Source organism: Treponema sp. OMZ 855, from assembly GCF_024181145.1.
GTDB lineage: Bacteria > Spirochaetota > Spirochaetia > Treponematales > Treponemataceae > Treponema.
In genome coordinates this window covers 283,479-306,693 of record NZ_CP051194.1, presented here as the reverse complement: position 1 = coordinate 306,693, position 23,215 = coordinate 283,479, and the positions used below count along the sequence as shown (strand labels likewise).

At 45.5% G+C, this 23,215-nt stretch carries 17 protein-coding genes; 9 read left to right on the top strand and 8 right to left on the bottom strand.

The features are described 5' to 3' along the window. Positions 1–42: 42 nt before the first annotated feature. The 6 genes from fliD (at position 43) to E4N65_RS01535 (ending at position 7,624) form a co-directional block, all read left to right on the top strand. Positions 43–2,022, top strand: coding sequence for a flagellar filament capping protein FliD (gene fliD / locus E4N65_RS01560; RefSeq protein WP_044016989.1), 1,980 nt, complete (start codon positions 43–45; stop codon positions 2,020–2,022). A 62-nt stretch (positions 2,023–2,084) separates the two neighbouring features. After that, positions 2,085–2,678 (top strand): hypothetical protein, encoded by a 594-nt coding sequence (locus E4N65_RS01555; protein WP_044013912.1) that lies wholly within the window; start codon positions 2,085–2,087, stop codon positions 2,676–2,678. Positions 2,679–2,693: 15 nt separating this feature from the next. Further along, positions 2,694–2,957: a hypothetical protein gene (locus E4N65_RS01550; protein WP_044013914.1), complete on the top strand. Its 264-nt coding sequence runs from the start codon at positions 2,694–2,696 to the stop codon at positions 2,955–2,957. A 166-nt stretch (positions 2,958–3,123) separates the two neighbouring features. Continuing rightward, positions 3,124–4,410: a UDP-N-acetylglucosamine 1-carboxyvinyltransferase gene (gene murA / locus E4N65_RS01545; RefSeq protein ID WP_044013916.1), complete on the top strand. Its 1,287-nt coding sequence runs from the start codon at positions 3,124–3,126 to the stop codon at positions 4,408–4,410. Positions 4,411–4,451: 41 nt separating this feature from the next. Beyond that, complete coding sequence (locus E4N65_RS01540) at positions 4,452–7,133, top strand: helicase-related protein (RefSeq protein WP_253673751.1); 2,682 nt, start codon at positions 4,452–4,454, stop codon at positions 7,131–7,133. A gap of 77 nt (positions 7,134–7,210) precedes the next feature. Next, complete coding sequence (locus E4N65_RS01535) at positions 7,211–7,624, top strand: bacteriohemerythrin (protein WP_371921846.1); 414 nt, start codon at positions 7,211–7,213, stop codon at positions 7,622–7,624. A gap of 63 nt (positions 7,625–7,687) precedes the next feature. Here E4N65_RS01535 and tyrS read toward each other — a convergent pair whose 3' ends face one another. The 4 genes from tyrS to E4N65_RS01515 form a co-directional block, all read right to left on the bottom strand. Further along, positions 7,688–8,908, bottom strand: a complete 1,221-nt coding sequence (tyrS, locus tag E4N65_RS01530; RefSeq protein ID WP_253673748.1) for a tyrosine--tRNA ligase — start codon at positions 8,906–8,908, stop codon at positions 7,688–7,690. Between the two features lie 78 nt (positions 8,909–8,986). After that, positions 8,987–10,609 carry an ATP-binding protein gene (locus E4N65_RS01525; protein WP_253673746.1) on the bottom strand — a complete coding sequence of 541 codons (1,623 nt, stop codon included), beginning with the start codon at positions 10,607–10,609 and terminating at the stop codon, positions 8,987–8,989. A 131-nt stretch (positions 10,610–10,740) separates the two neighbouring features. Then, entirely contained in the window at positions 10,741–12,219 is a 1,479-nt protein-coding gene (locus E4N65_RS01520; protein ID WP_253673744.1) for a major outer sheath protein Msp, read from the bottom strand. Between the two features lie 241 nt (positions 12,220–12,460). Next, positions 12,461–12,736 carry an Rpn family recombination-promoting nuclease/putative transposase gene (locus tag E4N65_RS01515; protein WP_253673742.1) on the bottom strand — a complete coding sequence of 92 codons (276 nt, stop codon included), beginning with the start codon at positions 12,734–12,736 and terminating at the stop codon, positions 12,461–12,463. Between the two features lie 472 nt (positions 12,737–13,208). Between E4N65_RS01515 and E4N65_RS01510 the strand changes: the two genes are divergently transcribed. After that, positions 13,209–14,027 carry an Rpn family recombination-promoting nuclease/putative transposase gene (locus E4N65_RS01510; RefSeq protein WP_253673740.1) on the top strand — a complete coding sequence of 273 codons (819 nt, stop codon included), beginning with the start codon at positions 13,209–13,211 and terminating at the stop codon, positions 14,025–14,027. A gap of 148 nt (positions 14,028–14,175) precedes the next feature. On the opposite strand, the gene E4N65_RS01505 is transcribed toward E4N65_RS01510, so the two are convergent. Then, complete coding sequence (locus E4N65_RS01505; protein ID WP_253673738.1) at positions 14,176–15,021, bottom strand: Rpn family recombination-promoting nuclease/putative transposase; 846 nt, start codon at positions 15,019–15,021, stop codon at positions 14,176–14,178. 220 nt (positions 15,022–15,241) lie between these two features. Here E4N65_RS01505 and E4N65_RS01500 point away from each other — a divergent pair, with 220 nt between their 5' ends. Continuing rightward, entirely contained in the window at positions 15,242–16,789 is a 1,548-nt protein-coding gene (locus E4N65_RS01500; protein ID WP_044013932.1) for a phenylalanine--tRNA ligase subunit alpha, read from the top strand. A gap of 76 nt (positions 16,790–16,865) precedes the next feature. Next, on the top strand, positions 16,866–18,452 hold the full coding sequence (murJ, locus tag E4N65_RS01495) for a murein biosynthesis integral membrane protein MurJ (protein WP_044013934.1): 1,587 nt from the start codon (positions 16,866–16,868) through the stop codon (positions 18,450–18,452). A 521-nt stretch (positions 18,453–18,973) separates the two neighbouring features. On the opposite strand, the gene E4N65_RS01490 is transcribed toward murJ, so the two are convergent. From E4N65_RS01490 to E4N65_RS01480, 3 genes are all read right to left on the bottom strand, one after another. Beyond that, complete coding sequence (locus tag E4N65_RS01490; protein WP_044013936.1) at positions 18,974–20,308, bottom strand: tetratricopeptide repeat protein; 1,335 nt, start codon at positions 20,306–20,308, stop codon at positions 18,974–18,976. A 64-nt stretch (positions 20,309–20,372) separates the two neighbouring features. Further along, positions 20,373–21,677 (bottom strand): Na+/H+ antiporter NhaC family protein, encoded by a 1,305-nt coding sequence (locus E4N65_RS01485; protein ID WP_044013938.1) that lies wholly within the window; start codon positions 21,675–21,677, stop codon positions 20,373–20,375. Between the two features lie 393 nt (positions 21,678–22,070). After that, positions 22,071–23,048 carry a metal ABC transporter solute-binding protein, Zn/Mn family gene (locus E4N65_RS01480; protein ID WP_044013940.1) on the bottom strand — a complete coding sequence of 326 codons (978 nt, stop codon included), beginning with the start codon at positions 23,046–23,048 and terminating at the stop codon, positions 22,071–22,073. Positions 23,049–23,215 lie beyond the last annotated feature (167 nt).

Genomic DNA, 23,215 nt, shown 5'->3' with positions numbered 1-23,215 from the left:
AGGTTTATCCGGCTTGACGGTAAAGGGGTTAGAGTGTCCGATATGAATATTCCCGGCATAGGAGCCGGTAAATATGATAATCTCATTGAAACGCTGATGAAAAAAGAGCGTGCCCCGCGCGATTCAGCTGCTGAAGATTTAAAAAAATACGAACGTCAAAATGCGATTTGGCGAAAGATAAACCAGTTCTCTACCGAAATCCGCGAAAAAACACGGGATCTCTATTCCTTTAACAATCCTTTTGTAGAAAAGACTGTTACCTCTTCCAACGAACGAGCCGTAACGGCAACTGCTTCACGGGATGCCCGCGAACAGACGTTTAAAATTTCCATTAATCAAATTGCCCAAGCAGATTCTTTTTTATCGAACGAGATATCCAAAGATTTTCAAGTTCCCAAAGGCGTATACACCTTTACCGTCGGCAAGAAAAATTTTTCGGTAAATTGGCAAGGCGGAAAATACCGGAACTTTATCGATGCCGTCAATAAAAAAGGAAAAGATATTGTTAGAATTTCGGAAATAAAAACTTCACCCAACGCGGTTTCATTGCTTGTTGAATCGCAGTTGACGGGAGAGGCGAATAAACTGGAGTTTTCCGATGATGCGTTATCTTTTGCGCTCGAAAACGGCCTGATAAAAAAGAATGACCGGCCTGCAGTAGATGCCGAAAAGACGGAAGCTGCAATCCCGGCACAGAAAACCGAACGCATCATGTTTTCAAAACCGGTACGCGGCTCACAGCAATATGTACTGGAATATACCGTATCCTTACAAAGCAATGCCGAAGCCTCCGGGACACCTTCTTCTCAAGGAGAGGCATCATCATCCAACGGGGAACCGATTTATGAACAAGTCGGTTCCGCATCATACAAGGGTGTAACCGTTAGTAATGCACCAAGCGATTCAAGCATCCTGCCAGAAACCCTTGGGTTAAATCAACAGACAGCTGCCCCTGTGGAAGATTATAATGTCCTTTCATTGGTTTCTCCGCGCGGAACGCTTATTCCGCTGCCGGCTCTGGCTGATACGGCCGAAGTTCAAACCTTTAGTATTCCGCTCAGCGAATACGGCGACATTAGCGGAATTACCGTGCATAACAACAACACCGATAAGACCGTATCGATAGAACAGATCAAAGTATATGACCCAAAAGCCACGGGCGAATACATACCGGTTAATCCTGTCTCACAGGCGCAGGAGGCTGCTCTTATCTTTGAAGGTATCCCCGTAAAGCGGAGTACCAATAAGATTGACGATCTTATTCCGGGAGTAACGCTCCAGCTTGAAGATAAAACCGATAAACAGGAGAGCATCAGTATTAAACCGGATCCGCAGCCGGCAAAAGATGCCATTATCGAATTTGTAGCAAAATACAACCGGCTTTTGACGGAAATCAATATTGTAACGAGCAACCAGCAAGCGGTTATCGATGAAATCGAATATTTTACTGATGATGAACGTAAGACGGCGGAAGAAAACCTCGGAGCTCTTTTCGGCGATACGACACTATCTTCCTTAAAGAATAATCTGCGCCAAATCGTTGCGAATGTTTACCGCAAAAATACCGATACCCCGATAAGAACCTTATCACAAATCGGTATATCGACAAAGTCGGACACAAGTTCGGGACTTAACGAAGCTCGGCTGCGTGGATATTTGGAAATTGATGAAAAGAAACTCGATGAGGCGTTAAAAAATTCCATTGAAGATGTCCGTTATCTGTTCGGCTATGATAGTGATAACGATGTACTCATCGATGACGGTGTTGCGTTTCAGGTGTTCAAACAGATAGATCCTTATGTACAGCGGGGAGGCATTTTTTCGACCCGGACAAACGGTTTGACTGCTCAGATTAAAACGAGCAAAGATAAAATCGCACGGTACGACAAAGCGCTTGAAAAAAAAGAGCTGGAGCTGCGGCAAAAATACGGGAATATGGACGGGGCTCTCCGGAATTTGCAAAAACAGTCGGATATGATCAATAATTTCAGCAGACAAAATAGAGGCGGTTCCGACAACTAATGCACAATACATTATTCGCATAGCCGCCGGAAAAGATAATAACTTGAGGAGTATGACTATAAATGGTAATAAAAATTAACGGCGAAGAACTTTCATACACACTGGAAAATGAAAAGACCCTCGGCGAGGTATTGGGCAGTATTGAAGAAGCATGCTGCCGCGAACACGAAACAATCGTGCAAGTAGCGGTTGACGGTAAAGTCCTGTCTTCCCAAGAACTCGACCAACTTTTTAAACAGTCTGTTGATACTGATATTACTCTTGAACTTTCAACATTCTCCGGAGCGGAAATCCGCAATTATATGAAGGGTTTAACGCAAGAACTATCCGATTATGCGGAAGACTTTGAGCAGGTTCCGGTATATATGCAAACCGGAAAAGATATGCAGGCACTCGAATTGTTTGGAGTATTTTCGGAAAAACTGAATGAACTGTACCGGTCATTACTCTTATCCGATATAACGGAACTCCCCATCGATATACAAATTGAAGGAAAATCAGTTCATGAGTATCAGAAAGAAATAACAGCATTATTGCGTGATATTGTTTCGAGTATCGAAGAAAAAGATATTATTCAAGTCGGTGATTTAGCCGAATATGAATTGGCTCCCCTTGTCAAAACTTTGATAAATGGGGTATCATCGGCTATACATTAGACGGAGACGGAAGCAGTGCTTGTAGAGGATATTATCGATATTGAAAAAAAGAATTCTCTCATTTATTATCGAGAAGAATTTGAGGCTACCGCCGTTTACAATATTCTGGAAAGAGAACAAAAAGGAAAAATAGACTTTTTAATCGAAGTTAATCCTATCGGTCAAAAACAACTCTTCGTACAGCTTATCGATAAGCCGGATTACCCTGTGTTGCCTATTCGTCTTGCATTAAAAGAAAAAATACAGCATTTGATTGACTCTGCCGCACTCCCTCTGTAGGAAAAAAATGCTGAAGATGCAGACTATCTTTAAGATAGTGTTGCCCCTTTTAAGTAGTTTACCGTTAGGCGATGAGCGCAGGGAATTTATCAAGGACGTAAAGTTATCCTAAAAGCGATTTTTTTTAGGATAGACACGATGCGTCCTATCATGTTTGGAGCAGCTCATGTATGAATATCATATTGAAGGCGGTTTCCCCGTAAAGGGTACCATCAAGGCAAGCGGAAATAAAAATGCTGCATTGCCCTGTATCGCCGCCGCCGTCCTTACCGACCAGCCCGTTACCTTAAAGAATCTTCCCGAAATCGAAGATGTTTTCGTAATGTTTAAAATCTTTGAATCCTTCGGCGGAACAATTGTTAAAGTTGCACCAAATGAATATACGCTGCAATTAAAAACCGTAACCGGTTATGAAGTACCGGCGCCGCTGGCTCAAAAGATACGGGCTTCTATTTTATTTGCAGGTCCGCTGCTTGCACGCCACGGAAAAGTTATGATGACTCCTCCCGGCGGCGACGTTATCGGACGGCGGCGGTTAGATACCCATTTTTTGGCACTGACAGAACTCGGTGCGCAGGTAAAAATAAACGGTCATTTTTTATTTACGGCAAATAAGCTCATCGGGCAGGATATTTTTTTGGATGAAGCATCCGTAACCGCTACCGAGAATGCAGTGATGGCCGCGGTAACCGCCGAGGGCGAAACCGTTATCACCAATGCGGCAAGCGAACCGCACATTCAAGACCTCTGCAAGCTGTTAAATGCAATGGGGGCAAAGATAAGCGGTATCGGCTCTAATATTCTGACTATTCACGGAGTACCCCAGCTGCACGGCGCGGAGTACCGTATCGGTGCGGATTACATGGAAGTCGGTTCGTTTATCGGGCTTGCGGCAGTTACCCGCGGCTCGCTTACCATTACCGATATCAACCCGCCCGATATGCGTCCGATAAAACTTGCGTTTAACAAGCTGGGTATCCGTTGGGAAATCGATGGGACAAGCCTTACCGTACCTGCACAGCAGAGTTTAAAAGTAAACTGCGACCTTGGCGGCATGATCCCTAAAATCGATGATGCGCCGTGGCCGGGATTCCCCGCAGACCTTACCAGCATTATGGCGGTTATTGCGACACAGGTGGAAGGCACGGTGCTTATCCACGAAAAAATGTTTGAATCCCGAATGTTCTTTGTCGATAAACTGATCGGTATGGGGGCGCGTATTACGCTTTGCGACCCGCACCGTGCCGTGGTTACCGGCCCCAGCACCCTGCACGGTTCCGAATTGGTTTCGCCCGATGTGCGCGCGGGGATGGCGCTTGTTATTGCAGCCTGCTGCGCCCGCGGTGAAAGCCTCATCCGTAATGTATACCAAATCGAACGCGGCTACGAACACCTCGTCGACCGGTTTAAAGCACTCGGCGTACAGATTGAACGCAAGCCGATCTGCGTATAACATTGCATACAAATGCTTACTTCGCTATACTTTTTCCGATTATGAAATATACACAGCTGCCTGTTTATGAACAAAAGGCACGGATTTTAGAGAGTTTAGAACGCCATCAGGTTATTGTCGTTGAAAGCCCTACCGGGTCGGGTAAGACTACCCAGCTGCCGGTAATTTTACATGAGGCGGGATATACGCAGACCGGTATGATCGGCGTTACCCAGCCGCGGCGGATTGCCGCTCTTTCCGTCAGCGAGTTTATCGCAAACCAACTAAAAGTTCCGCTCGGCGATTTAGTCGGCTACAAGATGCGGTTTGAAGATCATACCTCGCCGGAAACCAAGATAAAGATTATGACCGACGGGATTCTCTTGCAGGAGCTCAAACTTGACCCATGGCTCAGCAAGTATTCCGTTATTATGGTAGATGAGGCGCATGAGCGCAGTTTGAATATCGATTTTATCCTCGGGCTGCTCAAGCGGATTTTACAGGAGCGGCATGATTTTAAAGTGATTATCTCGTCGGCAACCATCAATACCGATATGTTTTCGATGTATTTTAACGAGTGTCCGGTTATTAAAATCGATGCGATGACCTATCCGGTTACTCTCATCTTTGATCCTCCTGCCATCACCGCTTCCACAGAGACGCTTGCTGCCGAAACCGCGCTGCTCGATAAAATCGCGATGATTGTCGGGCGAATTTTAAGCGAAGGCCGCCCCGGCGCCATTCTCGTGTTTCTCCCCGGTGAACGGGCGATTAAGAACTGCATCGAGCGGCTCTCGCATGAGCCGTGGTTCCGCAAGCTCTATCCGCTGCCGCTGTACGGGCGCTTGAGCAAGGAAGAGCAGGAGCGGGTGTTTAAGTCCCCGCCGTTCGGGAAAAAGAAGATTGTTATCGCAACAAATATTGCCGAAACCTCCATCACCATCAACGATATTGCTGCCGTTATCGACTCAGGCTTGTCAAAGCTGAATTTTTACAATCCCTTTACCTACACATCCAGCTTGGATGAAGCGCCGGTGTCGAAGGCATCGTGTAATCAACGGCGGGGACGCGCCGGACGGACACAGGAGGGGGTATGCTACCGCCTCTACACCCGCAAGGATTTTGAAACCCGCGTTATGTACACCACGGAAGAAATCTACCGCACCGACCTCTCGGAGGTGGTAATGCGGATGGCGGAGCTCGGTATCTACGACTTTGCGAACTTCGATTTTATCTCCCCGCCCGGCAAGAAGGGTATTATCGGTGCGGTGGATACGCTCAATATGCTCGGCGCGTTGGAGAGCGATAACAGCCTGAGTAAAATCGGGCAGATGATGTGCCTTTTCCCGCTCAGCCCGCGCCAATCCCGTATGATTGTAGAGGCAGTGCTCTATTATCCCGAATCGATTGAGGATGTATTGATTGCCGCGGGCTTTTTATCGGCACGCAGCCCCTTCCTCTTCCCCGACGGGCAGGAGCTTGAAGCGAGAAAAGCCCACGCAGCATTCCGCGATCCGCTCGGAGACTTTGTGTCCTTCCTTAAAGTGTACCGGCAGTATATGCAAGCAGAAAACCAAAAGAAGTTTTGCGACCGCTTTTACCTCGACGAGCGGATTATGGCGGAAATTGCCAATATCAAAGAGCAGCTGGAGCTGATTGTCTCCGATATGGGCGTGCCGATTCTCTCCGGTGGAAAACCGGCGGATTATTTGACGGCGGTTGCCCGCGGCATGATCCAATTTGTGTGCGCTGCGCAGGGGCGGGATGTGTACCGCAGCCTGACAACCGAAAAGATTTCCATCCATCCGGGTTCCTGTATGTATAAGGAGCATCAAGCCTTTATCGTCGCAGGAGAGATTGTGCATACGTCGCGGATGTATGCCATGTCAGTCTCGCCCCTTTCCAAAGACATTGTAGCGCTAGTCGCCCCTGCGCTCCTTGACAAAAAAGCGGCGCAGGAAGCGCGGGCAAAGGCCGGCACTGCTGAAGGCAGGGCTGATCGGTCTGCCGTCGGAACCGGAAGAGCCGGAGGTAAAAACGCGCAGGGAGCCGGTGCGTCCGGAAAGCTCTCCGGCAGCGCAGGAAGGGCTGCACCACACGGTTCCGCAGCGGCATCGGAAACCGCAGACAGAAAAGGCTCCGGCAGCACCGGTACCGCAGCTGAAAAACAGGCGCAGACGGTATCCATCTGCGGCACCCCGTACATTATACAAAAGATGAAAGGGAAAAAGCAGCTCTTGCTGCCGTGGGAACAGTTCAGCCATACGGTGGAGCAGCTGCGGGCAGAGGCCAGTGGTATCGTCTATGACGGCCAGCTTGAACAGCTGAAAAACCTGCGCGCAAAGATTACCTTCGGCAGCTATGAACTGCTTGCCGGAGAGAAACTCGGCTTGGTGTTAAGCATCGCCGAAGCTTTTCCGCTGCAGCCGCTCGAATCCGATACGCCATTCCCGCGCACCAAGAATTTCACGTTGCCTGATGACACAGTCGCCCTGCTGGAGCAGCTGCCGCTCATCTTCCGGACGGTAACGGCAAAGCAGAAGAGCAAACAGCTCGGCTTTATCACCCTGTTCAACGACGGCAACGGTACTTTCTGGCTTAAAACTTCGCGCGGGTTTCACACTGCGCTGCACGAAAACCTTGCTTCCTTGCAGCAGCTTATCGACAGTGCAGGGGCAGGACTGGATGAAGCGCAAACTGCTGCGGTTAATAGCCTCTACAGCAAGATCGCGAAGCTGATATAGGTAAAAAGCAGCCATATTGATACGGGCTTTACATCACCTGTAAAATGTGTAATAGTTGCGAATACGAGGAGTCAATGATGGAAAAATTTGTTTCGTGGGATGTCAGCTATGATGTGGGGGTACCGAGTGTCGATAAACAGCACCGCCACCTCGTTGATTTGATCAATAACTTATACAATGCTTGTCTTGGTGAAAAAGCAGAACTTGAAGAGACCTTTAGAGATGTAATGAAAGAATTGGTAGACTATGTAATGATTCACTTTAAAGATGAAGAAGTTATCATGGAAGAAATGAACTATCCGGCGTTAAAAGAACACAAACAAAAACATGAACTGTTTGTTAAAGAAATTTTAAAATCAGTTAATGCCTATAAAAACGGCAAACAATTCGTTCCCAACTCATTTGTCCGCTTTTTGCGCGACTGGCTGTTTAATCATATCTTAATCGACGATAAAGCGTGGGCACGCTATTACTTTTCACTCAAACAATAAAACAACAAAGGGCAGTCTTAAAAGCTGCATACTTTTCAAACTGCCCTTTGCATATTGCCAAACTTAGCGGGTAACGATACGGCTAAACCGCTTTTTACCGGCACGGAGAATAAGTTCTCCTGTTTCATCCAAGGCGGCGGCGGTAATGACCGCTTTAAAATCGGTAACCGATTCGCCTGCAACAAGTGCCCCTCCCTGCTCTATTAAACGGCGGGCATCACTTTTAGTGGCGCATAAACCGCTTTGTACAAATAGATCGACAATCGAAATCCCCTGCTCAAAAACACTACGGTTCATTTCTACGGTCGGCATAGCGCTTTTATCGCCGCCGCCGCCGAATGCGGCTTTAGCACCGGCAAGCGCTGTATCTGCTTCATCCTTACCGTGTATTTCTTTGGTAACTTCCCATGCAAGCCGCTCTTTTGCCTCATTAATATTGCCTGCACAGATACGGTCAATCTCTTCGATCGGCAAAAAGGTAAACAGCAGCATAAAGCGGCGCACATCGGCGTCATCAACATTCCGCCAATACTGGAAAAAGTCGAATACGGGGGTCATCTCTTTGTTTAAGAAGAGTGCGCCTTTTTCGCTCTTTCCCATTTTTTTACCGTCGCTGCGGGTAATGAGCGGGAAGGTAAGCCCGAATACTTCATCACCGGTCTTGCGCCGAACGAGGTCAACCCCTGCGACGATATTGCCCCACTGGTCGTCTCCGCCTATTTGCAGGCAGCAGTGATGTTTTTGGTGAAGCATTAAAAAGTCGTAACTTTGCAGCAACTGATAGTTAAATTCGAGGAAGGATAGCCCTGTTTCCATACGGATTTTGTATGCCTCAAACGAAAGCATCTTATTAACCGAAAAACAGGAGCCGATGTCCCGAAGAAAATCGATATAATTCAGATCCGCCAGCCAATTTTTATTGTTTTCTGGAAAGGCGGTTTTTCCGTCAAAACCGATAAACCGGTCAAGTTGTGCTTTTATCTTTTCAACATTTTCATCAAGCTGTTGATAATCCAGCATCTTGCGCATTTCAGTCTTGCCGGAAGGGTCGCCGATGCGCCCCGTACCTCCGCCAAGCAGCGCAATACCGATATGCCCCACATCGCGTAAATGCCGGAGTGCAAACTGCGGCACAAGGTGCCCGATGTGCAAACTACCGCCGGTAGGATCGGTACCGATGTAAAACGTAACCGGTCCTTTATCCATTAACGCGGACAGTGCTTCCACATTAGTACATTGCTGAAAAAATCCGCGGTCTATTAACGTCTGTAAAGCTTTATTCATAACGGGATGATACTCTTTTTTATAAATAAATGCAACTTTTACCACAAAACACACGAATCAGAGAGTTTTTGAGATTCCCTATAGTTGCTCTGTCTTCCAGTCTTTAATTGTCCGCGCTTGTTCATCAAAAGAGCTGCCGATCAATACAATCTTCTTTCCGTCTGCCTTGTACTGCGCGGCATAGCGGTTCTCCTTTATCTGATTAATTGCATCTTCCGCACTACCGTTGCTAAAAAGCTTAAACTCGAAGATATAGATGCTATCGACGGTTTGTATGACGCAATCACTGCGCCCAGTTGAGCAATGCACTTCCGTTTGTACGAACTGTCCCATCAGTGTGAAGACGAGATACACTGCGGTCTGGTAATTTTGTTCTCGCAGCTTCAAATTTTTCTCGGTGAAGTTATCGTACGGAATACCGGCGATGATCGACTGTATCCGTTCCATAAAGCCGTTTACATCACCCTTGCGGATATCTTCCACAAATCGCCATATCGACTTTCCTGTTTCAGCAGGTTGCACCGATGAATATGCAGGCAGTAAATTCTTTAAAAAGCCGTACCGTACCTCATCATTTGGAAAGCCAAGCCGGTACAACCGCGCTTCCTTTATATACTCTTTAATCGTCAAATACCCTGATTGAAAAAGAATCGGAAACGGTTCCTTTGCAACGGCTCGGTATGTTTGTAAACCTTCTTCATCAAGTTCTACCTTTCCGTCCAGATCGGGAATATAATAGTGCGCGTCTTTAAGGTAATTAACTAAAAAAGTCGGCGTCCCGGTTGCAAACCAGTAGCTTTGGAAAATCTGTCCGTCAAATACTCGCAACAGGCTGAACGGGTTATACATGTTTTCAGCTGCTTGAGCAAAACAGTAACCGTCATAATTTTGCTTTAGCTGTTTAAGTGTTTCATCGTAGGTAAGCTCATTTGCCTGTGCAAGCGCTTCAATTTCCGGAGCAAAGGTATTTTCCAATTCACTTTGGCTGATACCGCAGATACCGGCATATTTGGGTAGTAGACTTATATCGTTTAGATTATTCAGATCGCTGAAAATACTGATTTTACTGAACTTTGTTACCCCCGTCAAAAACGCAAACCGGATATATTCATCACAGGTTTTAATCACAGAGTAAAAAGCTTTGAGCGTATTACGGTACTGTTCATTGAGTTCTGCATTTTCCCCCATCGTTTGCAGCAAAGGCTTATCGTATTCGTCTACGAGAATAACAGCTTGTTTGCCGGTTTTTTGATATACAGCCTTTATGAGCCGTTCAAAACGTGAGGCAAAAAAAGACTTTTCTTCTTTTGTTACTTGTATACCGTATAGACTTTCCGGTTCTTTTAATAAAGAATCGAGCCGCTCGTTCAAAACTCCGTTTTCCAGATACTGCCCAATGTTAAAGTCAAAATACAGCACCGGATATTCTTGCCACGCAGCTCTGGCTTCTTGTACCGCTTGCGCTTCTTCAGCTTTTTCGATATAGAGGTCTTTAAACAGCTCTTTTTGCCCGCGGAAATATGCAGCCAAGGTTGAAAGAAAAAGGCTTTTGCCGAACCGCCGCGGACGGCTGAGGAAATAAACCTTACTGTTACTGATTAATTGAAAAAGATATTCGGTTTTATCCACATATAGAAAACCTTTTTCTCGTAAATCTTTAAAACTCTGTACACCGATCGGTAGTTTGCGCGGAATGTTCATATCGATAGTATAACAGGGTTTTCCGATTCAGCCTATCCTCAACTTTCCACCAACCGCATTATCAACAAAAAAAGCCTGCCCCGCGCAGTGCGGAACAGGCTTTTAAGTGTAGCTGTTAGGCCGAATACGGCTTAGTAGCTAACTTTGAGTGAAAGAACGAATGCACCGTAGTGTTGCCCATCGATAACAGACTTATTAATAACACCAAGGTATTTATTCTTGGTAATTGAACCATGATTCCACTTGGCTTGTACTTCAACCTTTTCAACCGGGCTGAATTTTACACCGAGGTCATAGGCAAGACCAACTGCAGAAGATCCATGGTTGGTTTCAAGCCAGACATCAGCAAAGGGTTTTAACCACATAGAATCGTTGATATTAATCTTGTATGCACCCCAAACCTTTGCAAAGAGCGGGAATTTCGAAGCACCAAGCAGTTGATACATACCGACATAGACACCTGCATCCAAACCTTCAACCAGATTGGTTGCATCTTTCTTATCACCCTTTGTTACAAACTGTGCAAACACAGCCATATCAGTACGACCATTTCCAATAGGTGTACCAGCTGAACCGACATACACACCGGCACCTATCCATTTATACTCAGCAGTAAATACAGTGTCCCAATTAAATACACGAGATGTATATTTAAGTCCACCATCAAAAGCAGCTCTTAACTTTAAGCCATCCATCGGCTCAGAAGTTACTTCAGCACCAATGCTGAGGTTATGATTAGTATCATACTGGTTGCTAAGTGTTGTGTTAACGGTAAGAGCAAAAGCAAGCATCTTATCAAGCGGCTTCATAGAAAGATCAAAACCGAGACCATAGTAGAAATCTGTTTTAGAATCTCCATCGGCCTTTGTCACGAAGGGGTAATAGCCGGGTTCAGGGAACCAGAGCGGTGCGGGAGGAGTACCGTGCAGAGAACCGCCTTCTACCCAACCGCCAAGCTCTTCGCTATATATGAACTCACCTTCATCTAACATGGTATTACCATCAAAATACTTCATGGTTTGAGCTTGAGACTTAGAAGCAGGTTTCCAATTGCTGCTGGAACCAAGTTTTAAGCCAACATCCAAATCCATAAAGTCCTTGTTTGCATAGCCGATCTTGGTACCATAACCGCTAAATCCTGGTTTAAATTTATAGTCATCTTTACGATATTTCTTATTTTTATCGACCGGCAACCATATTTCGGCATAATTGGCTTTAAAACTGGGCGTATCAAATACGGTCAAATAAGCGCCATAGATAAATAATGTAGCTTCAAGACCATCTACTTTCCCGTCCAGCGCAAAGTGTCCACCACTGTCTTTTTCGCTGAGGATATTCAGCTCCACATCTGTTAAACTAACTTCTCCATATACGGGGACGTCGTTCTTTGTGGATGTTTTATCAGCCTTCTTGAGAAGCGGGAATTTTACGCTCCAAGAAGCTTCGTTTTTAAATCCGTGTTTTACACCGCCCGGACCGAGGTCAACACCCCAGCTCAAGGTTGCGTCGGCTTCGATATCGACGCTCGGTTCTGCAGTTGCAGCATTTTGCGCCCACACAAAAGTAGCAGCAAAAAGAATAGTCAAGCTTACGAGTAGATATTTTTTCATAATGAAAAATACCTCCTTTAATACTTTCTTGGCCAAAGCGTAACACGCTTTTGTGCGGCCAAACTTAATTAAAAATATGCTAGCTGATTTTTTTTTATTTGTCAATCACTTATTTTGTAACTTTTTTGCTTTTTTTTTGTTACGGACAACCTCTCTTCCATATAATTATTACATATAATATAGAAGCAATAATCAACCCTGTTTTTGTAAAATCGCAGGGGATACCGCGAATAATGCGTAGTTACTGAAGCGCTTCCACTTCTGCTTGAGGGAGTCCTACAATTTTACAAATATCATTGAGTGGATAACCCATTGTAAGCATGGTTTTTGCCGTTTCGAGCGCTTTTTGGCGGGAGCCGCGCTCAAGGCCTTTACGCTCAGACTCGCTTATCATCGAGAGCCGGTCGCTTTCATATTCCCACGCTGCCTCATACCGCTTCCGTTCTTGCTCATCCAGATAAAAGATGTCCATCACCTTATTTGCCTTCGCCATTACCGGATTTCCTTGTGCGAGCACTTACCTTACCTCCTATCTTTTGAAAATATGTGGGCACCTACTTCGTTATTTCACAAAAATTAGTCCTCAACGTATCAGAAGCGGCACGGATGCCGCTGGTTTTAGTCTGCTACGTGTTTGTCTTGCAAACACGTAGGTAAAAAATGTGCAGGGATGTACATTTTTTACCGTGCTTGCGGGTAATTTTTGTTCACGCCTCGTATCTGCTCCACCTCTTTTCAAAAGAGTTAGTTCGTATAAATCGTAGTCAGTCTATCAGTTTTTGTTCTTTACCGGTAGAGACTTTTTTCTTTGCTCCGCCATGGATGGCGGGGGTTTCAAGCAGAAGCGATGGGGCCGTCCAAAAACTGAAAACCTATCGGCTTACAAAAATGCGGTGAGTGCGGTATACTGTATAAAACTCGGATACCCGTGTTCGAGTTTCACCGGTGGTAAACATCGCATACCGAAAGATAAAAGCAAGGAGGTGCCGATGAAAAAGAGCTTTGATGACTTGACGATAGCCGATGATTATATGTTCTGTACCGTAATGCAGGATGAAGAACTGTGCAAAGAACTATTGTCAATGATTCTTAGAAACAAGGTCGGTAAAATTGTACGGCTTTTTAGACAAAAACCTATCGAAAATCAAATAGCTTCCAAGGGCGTGAGGCTTGATATAATGATAGAAGATGAGACAGGAAAACTCTATGATATAGAAATGCAAACCACGAACGAACGAAACTTACCAGAGAGAATGCGCTATTACCAATGTGCGATAGACAACAGCGCAATTAACAAGGGCGGTGACTACAATGATTTGCCTGACACTTTTATCATCTTTTTATGTACCTTTGATTACTTGGAAAAAGGCTTACCCGTTTACACGATAAAACCTTACTGTAGCGAAGCGGAACAGGAATTTACTGATGGAACTACAAAAATAATCATCAACAGTACTGCTTCGGAACAGGCGGAAGAAAACCTAAAAGCCTTTTTATCTTACATGAACGGACAAAGTCCGAATACGGTATTCACTAGAAAGCTGGAGGAGAAAGTAAATGAAACCAAAGAAGACGAAGAGAAACGGAGGGAGTATATGTTATTAAAATCATTTGAAATGGACGCACGCAGAGCCGGTATAGCCCAAGGAATGCAAGCCGGTATAGCCCAAGGTAGAAGCGAAGGCATAGCCCAAGGTGCATATCAAAAAGCGCTTGAAACGGCAAAGAATTTACTCGGTTTAGGACTATCGATTGAGAAGATCGCACAAGCAACCGGCCTATCCCAAGCGGAAGTAGAAAAGCTGTAAGGCGAAATGAGGAGGCGCCGATGAAAAAGAGCTTCGATGGACAGCATCGAGCTGCCATGGGATTTGCTCATTTTCACACCTCCTACAGTCCCTATGTGACTTTTGGAAGAAAATGGCTGGAAAAATTCATCATTTCTTAAATTAAAATTTATTTAAGTGCTTCCACTTCTGCTTGAGGGAGTCCTACAATTTTACAAATATCGCCGAGGGGATAGCCCATTGTAAGCATGTTTTTTGCTGTTTCAAGCGCTTTTTGGCGGGAGCCGCGCTCAAGGCCTTTACGCTCAGACTCGCTTATCATCGAGAGCCGGTCGCTTTCATATTCCCATGCTGCCTCATACCGCTTCCGTTCTTGCTCATCCAGATAAAAGATGTCCATCACCTTATTTGCCTTCGCCATTACCGGATTTCCTTGTGCGAGCATAGACCGCTCCTCCTTACTGTCTGTTTTGATAAACATAAGCCATTTTTCTAGGCTTGTCAAACTCTCTTTTTGCAGCTTTGTTAAGTCTAAAAAGTGAATCTCCAAAAGCTCATCCAAGAGTGTTTGTTCTTCCGTTTCCCGTATCTGATAGATTGAATGTATCTTTTCGCTCAGCTTAAACGGGCTATTCAGCACATTGATTGCAATACACTTTTTCAACTGCGCATACTGGAAGCCGCTCATAAAATGTTCATGGATCAGTTTAGAACAGTAAAAGATACTGCGTTTAGGATAATAATCAAAATAGGTATTCTGCATCTCTACATCGATTTTACGGCCGTCGCGTAAGCGGATTTTAATGTCGAGCCGCCCGGTTTTATCGTTGTAGAATCGGGGAATCTGTTCGCTATTTTCGATACGAACATCGTCAAAATCATCTTTGCTCAACAGGGTAACCAAAGAGAGAAATTCGATCATGATATCCTTATTCTCTTCAGTACCAAAGAGCTTTTTGAATGCATAGTCGTTTCGAGCGGTGAAATGCATTGAGCTGTTATGGGATTTGCTCATTTTCACACCTCCTACAGTCCTTATGCGACTTTTGGAGGAAAATGGCTGGAAAAAACACTATAATTTACATCAAAAATTCATCATTTCTTAAATTAAAATTTATCGCTGAGAAACCTCTGAGAGCTTCTCCCCTCCCAGCAAATCCCGCTCATCCTATTCACTAAAATCGCTAAATGAGGTATCATTTTAGCCGTTTTATGAAAAAAAGGGGGAATCCGTTATGGATATTCAATCGGTATTAAAAAGTCTGCACCCGCTTGAGATCAAGGTATTAAAGAACTTTAAGATAGGCGAAGGATTATATGCGAAAAAACTGCAAGAGGTTTTGCAGTATAAAGAAGGTCATGCAAATCAGGCCTTTTCGTGGCTCAAGCTCAAGGAATTGGTAGAAGAAAAAACGAGAAAGACAACCGTTGTCTATGAATTGACGGAGCTTGGCAAGGATTATGCACAAAACGGATTGCCTACCGAGCGGATTATCCTATTGTTAAAGGAAGCAGGGCCACTCAAGCTGCCCGAAATTGCGCAAAAACTCGGTTTACAGAATAAGGATGTCGGCTCTTCCTTCGGGGAACTTTCCAAGGCGGGCTGTGCCGCGATGAATGATGAAAAAAAAGCGGCATATATAAAAGACCCTGACGATAAAAACTTCTTGCTGAAAAAAGCGCTGCTGAAACGTGCCGCGGAGGCTGCCGAGTGCCGTCTGCCTGAAGACTCTTTAACGGATGACGAAAAGACCTGCATTGCCGATATTGCGAAAAAGCGCGGCGCTGCGGATACCGCATTCAAGATTATCGAACGGGACGAGATTGTTTACGCCTTTACGGATATGGTTGCCGCAGTGCAGAAAGCCTTGAATGCGGCGGGCATTACCGGCGATGAAACGGGACAACTGACATCCGAAAGTCTTAAAACAGGCGCATGGAAAACGCAAACCTTCCGCAGCTACAATATCCAGCTGCCGCCAGCCCGCGTTATCCCCGGCAGAACAAACCCCTACGTTGATTTTTTGGAGAGCGTCAAAGATAAACTCACGTCGCTCGGCTTCGAGGAATTTGACGGGCCGCTGGTCGAAACGGATTTCTGGAACTCTGATGCGCTCTTTATGCCGCAGTTCCACGCAGCCCGCGACATTCACGATGTGTATTACCTAAAAAATCCCACGCACGCCAAAGCGATTGAGGAACCCTTCCTTTCCCGCGTTGCGGAAATTCATGAAACGGGCGGGGACAGCGGCAGCCGCGGCTGGAATTATCACTTTGATCGCGATTTTACTCGACAGCTTTTGCTCCGCAGCCAAGGCACGGTATTGTCCGCTCATCAGCTGGCAAAGGCAAAAATCCCGGGTAAATACTTCGGTATTGCGCGCTGCTTCCGCTACGATAAAGTAGACGCAACGCACCTTTCCGACTTTTACCAGACGGAAGGTATCGTCCTCGGCGAACAGGTCAACCTGCGAACGCTGCTCGGTATCCTCAAGATGTTTGCCGTCGAAATTGCCGGCGCCACCGAAGTGAAATATGTCGGAGGGTACTTCCCCTTTACGGAACCTTCTATAGAGGTGCATATCAAGCATCCGGTACTCGGCTGGTTTGAACTGGGCGGATCCGGCATCTTTCGCCCCGAAGTTACCAAGGCGATGGGCATCGACGTTCCCGTTCTGGCATGGGGTATCGGAATTGACCGTATGGCGCTGATGGCATTGGGGCTCAACGATTTACGCGAGTTGTTCAGCACCGATATTGAAGGCGTCCGGCTCCGCAGATAGCGCAAAGCGGGGATGCTTCAAAAGCCGGTTGCTTTTTCGACATTCCCAAGCGTACATAACACAAAAACGATAATCTATGAACCGGAAATCTTCTTTACTCAAAAGCGGTATTAGCCTGTCCGTACTCACCCTCATCTCGCGGATTTTGGGGCTGATACGGGAAATGACCAAATCAGCCTTCCTCGGCACCGGCCCCCTTGCGGACGCCTTTACCGTTGCGTTTATGATTCCCAATCTGCTTAGGCGCATCTTTGCCGAAAACAGCATGACCGTTGCGTTTATACCTACTTTCCAAACGTATCTGGAGGAAGAAAAACGCAATACGCCGGATGCAAAGGCGACGATGAAGGAGTTCCTTTCCGCAACATTCACTATGCTGTCTTTTGCCGTAACGGGCACCGTCATCATCGGGATTTTGTGCAGCGGTCTGATTGTTGCGGTGTTCTTTCCGAAAATCGGCGACTTTTCCGCAACGGTGCTCTTAACGCGCATCATGTTTCCGTACCTGCTACTTATCTCCGTGGCAGCATTCTTTCAAGGAATATTGAACGGCGTCCGCAGCTTTTTACCGACAGGGATTACGCCGATTTTGTTTAACCTGTCCGTTATCGGCTGCACCTTTGTACTCGCAAAGCCCTGCGGCAATCCGGCTCTTGCAATGGCAATCGGCGTGGTAATCGGCGGATCCTTCCAGATGCTGTTTCAACTCCCCTTTGTACTGCGCGCAGGCTTTTCGTTTAAGCTGATATCGTTCCGGCGCTGTGTCCGGAACGCCGGAGCGCGGAAAATCCTACGGCTGATTGTGCCGACCTTGATAGGTACGGCGGTGTATCAGATTAACGACCTCGTTTCCACGGCGCTTGCGACATACTCCGGAGTCGGAGTCGCGGCAAGTTTGCAGTATTCAATCCGTTTACAAGAACTTATTCTCGGCATCTTCGCCGTTTCTGTCGGCACGGTTATCCTGCCCGACCTGTCCGCCCATGCGGTTAATAAGCAATGGGAGGTATTTCAAAAACTGCTCTTGAATGCCGCAAAGATTATTGCGCTCGTAACCGTTCCTGCAACGATTTTCCTGCTCTGTTCGGGCGAACATATTATCATTTTGGTGTATAAGAGCCGCCGCTTCACTGACGAGTCTGTCCGGCTTACTTTGCAGGCCTTTCAGTGGCATATCGCAGGGTTGTTTTTTATTGCATTAAACAGGATTTTAACCTCGGCTTTTTATGCGCAAAGCGATACCAAACGTCCCACGATTGCAGGTATTGCGTGTTTCGGAATCAATATTGTGCTTGCGGCAGCTCTGGCGGGTATTATGCAAGGCGGCGGTATCGCGTTGGCACTGACCGTTGCGAGTGCTGTCAATACCGGCCTTCTGCTGTATTTTCTTACCAAAAGCGATTCGATCGATGTGCGTACCTTGCTTGTATCGGCAACAGGTTTTACCGTTAAGATGCTGCTTTTTTCGCTGATTGCCGCCGCCCCGCTGTATTTTTTCGGTGCACGGCTCTACGATCCGTTAGCGGCGTACCCCCGCATTATCGCACAAGGACTTCCGCTCTTTATCAGCGCCGCGCTTTTCGCACTGATTATTTTAACGCTGCTTTTGATAACGGGTGATTCTTTGTTAAAAACTGCCGTACAAAAAATACGGCGGCGGTAAACGCATTAGGCCTTACCCTTGACAGCCCCGCAGAATGATTGTGGCTGCTCAACCTTTCCTTTTGAAAATATGCGGGCATCTACTTCGTTATTTCACAAAAATTAATCCTCGACGTGCAAAAAGCACGCCTGTGGGTAATTTTTGTTCATGCCTCGTATCTGCCTCACCTCTTTTCAAAAGGCTAACGCAAAAATTATTTTTAACCATCAGCCTCAATTTTTCTGCGATTTTTATATACTCGGCCTAATGCGTTTACCACCTGTTAGAAAAAATATGCAAAATTTTATTTCCGTAAAATGCAACGGTTGAACAAAATATGAATTTTGGAAACTGTTGCATTCGTGCGCGAAAAGCGCACACATCAATGCGCAAGTTTTCGAAAGAAAACTTGACGGTTAAGGTGAGCGGCGTCATTGTAGACGCTCACCTTATACCTATGAAATTTCGCATAGAAGGAAAACACCCACTTAAAATATTTCTGATGCAGTTGCGGTGGTCGCGGCAGTTTTTGTCTTGAAAACTTACCCGATTGCGTTTAAGACTTTGTTCAATCGGTTCTTATCAAAAAGATCCAACGGGCGGCCTTCCGTAAAGCGGCGTGCTTCTTCCGTAAAGGTACCGGCAGTCATACAAATCCCCTTACCGGCCTTCATCTCTTTAATTCTTCCGTGAAAGTCGCGCAACACCAACTCACCGACCGAGCCTTGAGAGCGGAAGAAGCGGTATATCACGAGATCCGCCCATTTGGGCGTATCGATTTCCGCAACAATATCGGTATAGGTTGCAAGAACACTGATATCAAGTATCTTCACTTTAGCGTTAGGAAAGAAACGAGAAACGATTTTGCGGCACAATCCGACAAATTCACTCTGCCCTGCCATCAAATATGTATGGAGGTTTTTATTCTGATTTAATTCCTGATACCGCATAATAAGGGAAGCAACATCTTTATAGCCCGGACTGACGGTCTGGATTTCTTTTAATTGGATCAGTGCTTTTTGTAAATCTTGCGTTTTAATCCGTGCAGCAGCTAAATTATAGCGCAGCTCGTTCATGATATCCAACGGAATGCTGTCATGTTTTAGACCGATTTCAAAATCTTCAATTGCCTTATCCAATTGACTCGCACGCATCCGTATTAACCCTGCATAGAGCGCTGCACGAGGCCCCACTTCGGGAGATACCCGCAAATGCGTAAAGATTTTTAATGCTTGATCATTCGAGCCGACTTCATAAAAACATTCTCCCATTGCAAAGAGTGCTTCCTTATTATCCGGCTGCACATCTAAGACTTTTTTCAAGCTGGGAAGCGCCTCTTGATATTTCCGTAAACTTTGGAGCGTATAGCCAAGATATTTTAACGCCATCACGTTATCAGGTTGAGTGAGCAATGCTTTCCGCAAAAACGGAACCGCTTTTTCATATTCTTTTTGAATATAGTAAATATATCCGAGGTTATAGTTTATTTCAAAATGGTTGGGATTAATATTTTTTGCCAGCAAAAGCCCTTTCTTCGCTTCTGCAAACCGGTCTGTTTTCATTGCGCTGATGCCGTACCGTAAGCTGATTTCAAATTGCTCCGATGGAATACGCCCGCTCATCTGATCCAACAGCGGCGCATAAGAAGCATAGGCCTTTTCCCAGTCTTGATCCTGAAAGTATATATCTCCGACCATTAAAAGTGCGGCGCTGTCGTTCGGATTTTGCGCAAGCCGCTTTGTTGCTTCGCGTATTACTGCGGCCTTATTTTTTTTGCCGATCGATAATGTTCCGCGGCCTTTAAGCCCCGTCATAACAACTGTTACGACGGCAACAACTGCGATAATGATGAAAATAGAGATAATTACAACAGACATACTGTATGTATTATCTTATCTATTTGGATAACTGTCAAGATAAGCCCCGTTTCCGAAATATTGCTTATTTACGAGTGCGGTGTCGTACGATATTCACAAAAAAATTCCACAGCGGGATTAAGTACAGAAAAAAGGCTGCTACAAGCACTACCGACGGCGCACCGATTGAAGTCAACGGAACGCTTACCGCTATCGACCACGGCATCAGAGGCGCAACAACAACGGCGGTATTCTCCAAGTAAGATGCAAGGGTGTTTTTATCTTCTATAAGATCGTCGCATACTTGATGAGTAAGTATAATCGCCAATGTTTGATTGCAGGCAATCGCCGAAGCAAATACGGATGCAGTAAGAACACTACCGAATGCAGTAATCCGTTTGCTGAGCCGCTCCATGAACCGCTGTATCCCTGCAAAAAAATGAGTTCCCTTAAACATTCCCGAATAACAGGATGAAATACAGATAATTATCGATACCCGTATCATAGAAACAATCCCGCCGCCGGTCATAAGTTTTGCCAGTTCCGCATCCTGAGGGTGAAAACCGAAAAAGACTATTTTTATCAGCTCTTCTGCATGTATATGCTGAAAAAGTCCGCCGCAGAACAATCCCGCAAGACAGCTGACAGTCATTGTTATTTTTACATCGATTTTCAGCAAGGAAAAAAGAATAATGATGCCGGCAGGAATAATCGTAAAAAGCGAAAGGTTGTAGGAGTCGGCAAAGATATGAAAGGTCATACCGTTCCCCGTACCGGGATTGATAATAAGCCCGATACTACCATACAGAACCGCCGTGACAATAAAGGGGATAAATGCGGTTTTCACCATCGTTTTGATATTATTGAAGACATCAGTATGCGTTAATCCGCTGATGAGATGCGCTCCCGACGACATCGGTGAGCAGCGGTCTCCGAAAAATATCCCCGAAATAACGGCGCCCCCTGCATATATAACGGGAATGTTCATACTGTTTGCCAGCGTCATACAGATAACACCGATGGTAGCGGCGCTTCCGAAGGCAGTACCCATCAAAAACGATACAAAACAGCATAGCAGAAAACAGATCAGCACCATTGCTTGCGGCACCGCGAACATGGATGCATAGTAGACGATAAAAGCAATGGTTCCGCACGCACGCCATATTGCAGTGATGCTGCCTATCAATATAAAAATTATCAGAATATTTTTTACGGTAAGAATACCGCGGAAGGAATAGCAGAGCATATCTTTCCACGTTTTGCCTTTAATAAGGCCGAACGTGAAGAAAAGCGCATAGCCGAATATCAACGCATATAGAATTGAATAGTCAAGAATAACGCAGATAATTAAACTGACGGAAAACAGCAACAGAATACATAATTCAAGCATAAGCCCTCTACGTTCCTTTCCATCATTATTATGCAGAGTTACCTATCTGTCAATGAGGAAGGCGCAAGGCAATTGCATCAGGTGGTTCTTGGCAACCCCGCAGAATAATGGAGATCGTCCAAGCAGAGTTGAACCTCTTCGCGGTTCAAATGCTTACCCAATCTCCATTATTCTGCAATTTTGATGTATTTGTCTGATGCAATTGTCCTTTTTCTCAAAAATAAAATGTGCAAAATTTTATCCAAAATTTTGCACAAAAGGACGGCAAAACCGCATCGAGGCAAAAAAAAGGTGATAATCACGGTACGGCTAAAGGAGAGATGTAAAGGCCGTACAATGACTATCACCGGGATTAGCTATTGTTTGTATTAAGCCGACACGTAAGATTTAAGCTTACCGTGCCAGGCTTTTGTAAATTTTTTCTATATTGGAGGTCATCCGTTCCATATAGGATAAACCGTCCTCAGCCGACTCGATCGTATAAATTGTTTGCACCGAAGCCCCAACTTCTTTTGCTAAGGTAGCCGAAACTTGCGGGCTGGCCGCATTTTCGGAGAAAACAACTTTAATTCCATATTGGTTACAATAATCTGCTAATTTTGCTAATTGTTGTGCACTCGGTTCTCCGGCAGAAAATACATCTTCGACACTATTCTGTTCAAGCCCGAAGTCACGGCAAAGATAGCCGAACGCTGCGTGTCCGGTAACAAAACGGCGATGGGATACTTTAGCAAAATTATCGCGGTATTTTGCTAAAAGCGCATCAGCATTCGCAATAAAAACTGCGGCATTCGCCTTATAGAAAGCGGCATTTGCAGGATCTACCTCGCTTAAACCGTCGGCGATATTCTTAACCATCACTTTAGCGGATTCAAGGCTCAACCACGCATGAGGATCAACTGCATCGTGGTCGTCATCATGATCATGGTCATGTTCGTCGTGATCATGATCGTGCTCATCTTCGTGGTGGTGGTGATGATGATGGTGGTGTCCTTCTGCGAGTTCGATCGGTTTAATACCGTTACTTGCGCAGATAGTCTTTATCGTATCCTGCTTCACCGCATGGAGCGCATCCATAAGCCACGGTTCCATACCCAAGCCGTTGTAAACAACGGCTTTTGCCTGCATTAAGAACTTCAGATCCCCAGCCTTTGGTTCAAAATCATGAGCTTCAACTCCCGGCGGGATAATCGTATGGACATACACCTTATCTTTACCCACGATTTCCGTGAGTTCCTTCATCGCATCAAAGGTTGCTGCAACGGCAACTTTTCCTTCCATGTTTTTCTCGGTTTTTCCGCCGGCAAACAGATTTACCGCAGCGATGCCGAAAAACATCATACAAACTGCTGTAAAAAACAATTTCTTCATTAAAAAACTCCTCTTGCAATGCTAGTTGCAAATCGGTTGCAAGTATACACAAATGCAAAAAGTTTGCAAGTAGCAAATAAGAATAAAAATTAATTATATATCACACTTTTCTCTACTTGAGGTGCTTTTCCGCCCCTTTACAGAACCGGATATTAGTCATACAGTAG

Coding starts and splice junctions, on each gene's coding strand:
- fliD (WP_044016989.1), top strand. CDS start 43: ATGAATATTCCCGGCATAGGAGCCGGTAAATATGATAATCTCATTGAA.
- E4N65_RS01555 (WP_044013912.1), top strand. CDS start 2,085: ATGGTAATAAAAATTAACGGCGAAGAACTTTCATACACACTGGAAAAT.
- murA (WP_044013916.1), top strand. CDS start 3,124: ATGTATGAATATCATATTGAAGGCGGTTTCCCCGTAAAGGGTACCATC.
- E4N65_RS01540 (WP_253673751.1), top strand. CDS start 4,452: ATGAAATATACACAGCTGCCTGTTTATGAACAAAAGGCACGGATTTTA.
- E4N65_RS01535 (WP_371921846.1), top strand. CDS start 7,211: ATGGAAAAATTTGTTTCGTGGGATGTCAGCTATGATGTGGGGGTACCG.
- tyrS (WP_253673748.1), bottom strand. CDS start 8,908: ATGAATAAAGCTTTACAGACGTTAATAGACCGCGGATTTTTTCAGCAA.
- E4N65_RS01525 (WP_253673746.1), bottom strand. CDS start 10,609: ATGAACATTCCGCGCAAACTACCGATCGGTGTACAGAGTTTTAAAGAT.
- E4N65_RS01520 (WP_253673744.1), bottom strand. CDS start 12,219: ATGAAAAAATATCTACTCGTAAGCTTGACTATTCTTTTTGCTGCTACT.
- E4N65_RS01510 (WP_253673740.1), top strand. CDS start 13,209: ATGAAAAAGAGCTTTGATGACTTGACGATAGCCGATGATTATATGTTC.
- E4N65_RS01505 (WP_253673738.1), bottom strand. CDS start 15,021: ATGAGCAAATCCCATAACAGCTCAATGCATTTCACCGCTCGAAACGAC.
- E4N65_RS01500 (WP_044013932.1), top strand. CDS start 15,242: ATGGATATTCAATCGGTATTAAAAAGTCTGCACCCGCTTGAGATCAAG.
- murJ (WP_044013934.1), top strand. CDS start 16,866: ATGAACCGGAAATCTTCTTTACTCAAAAGCGGTATTAGCCTGTCCGTA.
- E4N65_RS01490 (WP_044013936.1), bottom strand. CDS start 20,308: ATGTCTGTTGTAATTATCTCTATTTTCATCATTATCGCAGTTGTTGCC.
- E4N65_RS01485 (WP_044013938.1), bottom strand. CDS start 21,677: ATGCTTGAATTATGTATTCTGTTGCTGTTTTCCGTCAGTTTAATTATC.
- E4N65_RS01480 (WP_044013940.1), bottom strand. CDS start 23,048: ATGAAGAAATTGTTTTTTACAGCAGTTTGTATGATGTTTTTCGGCATC.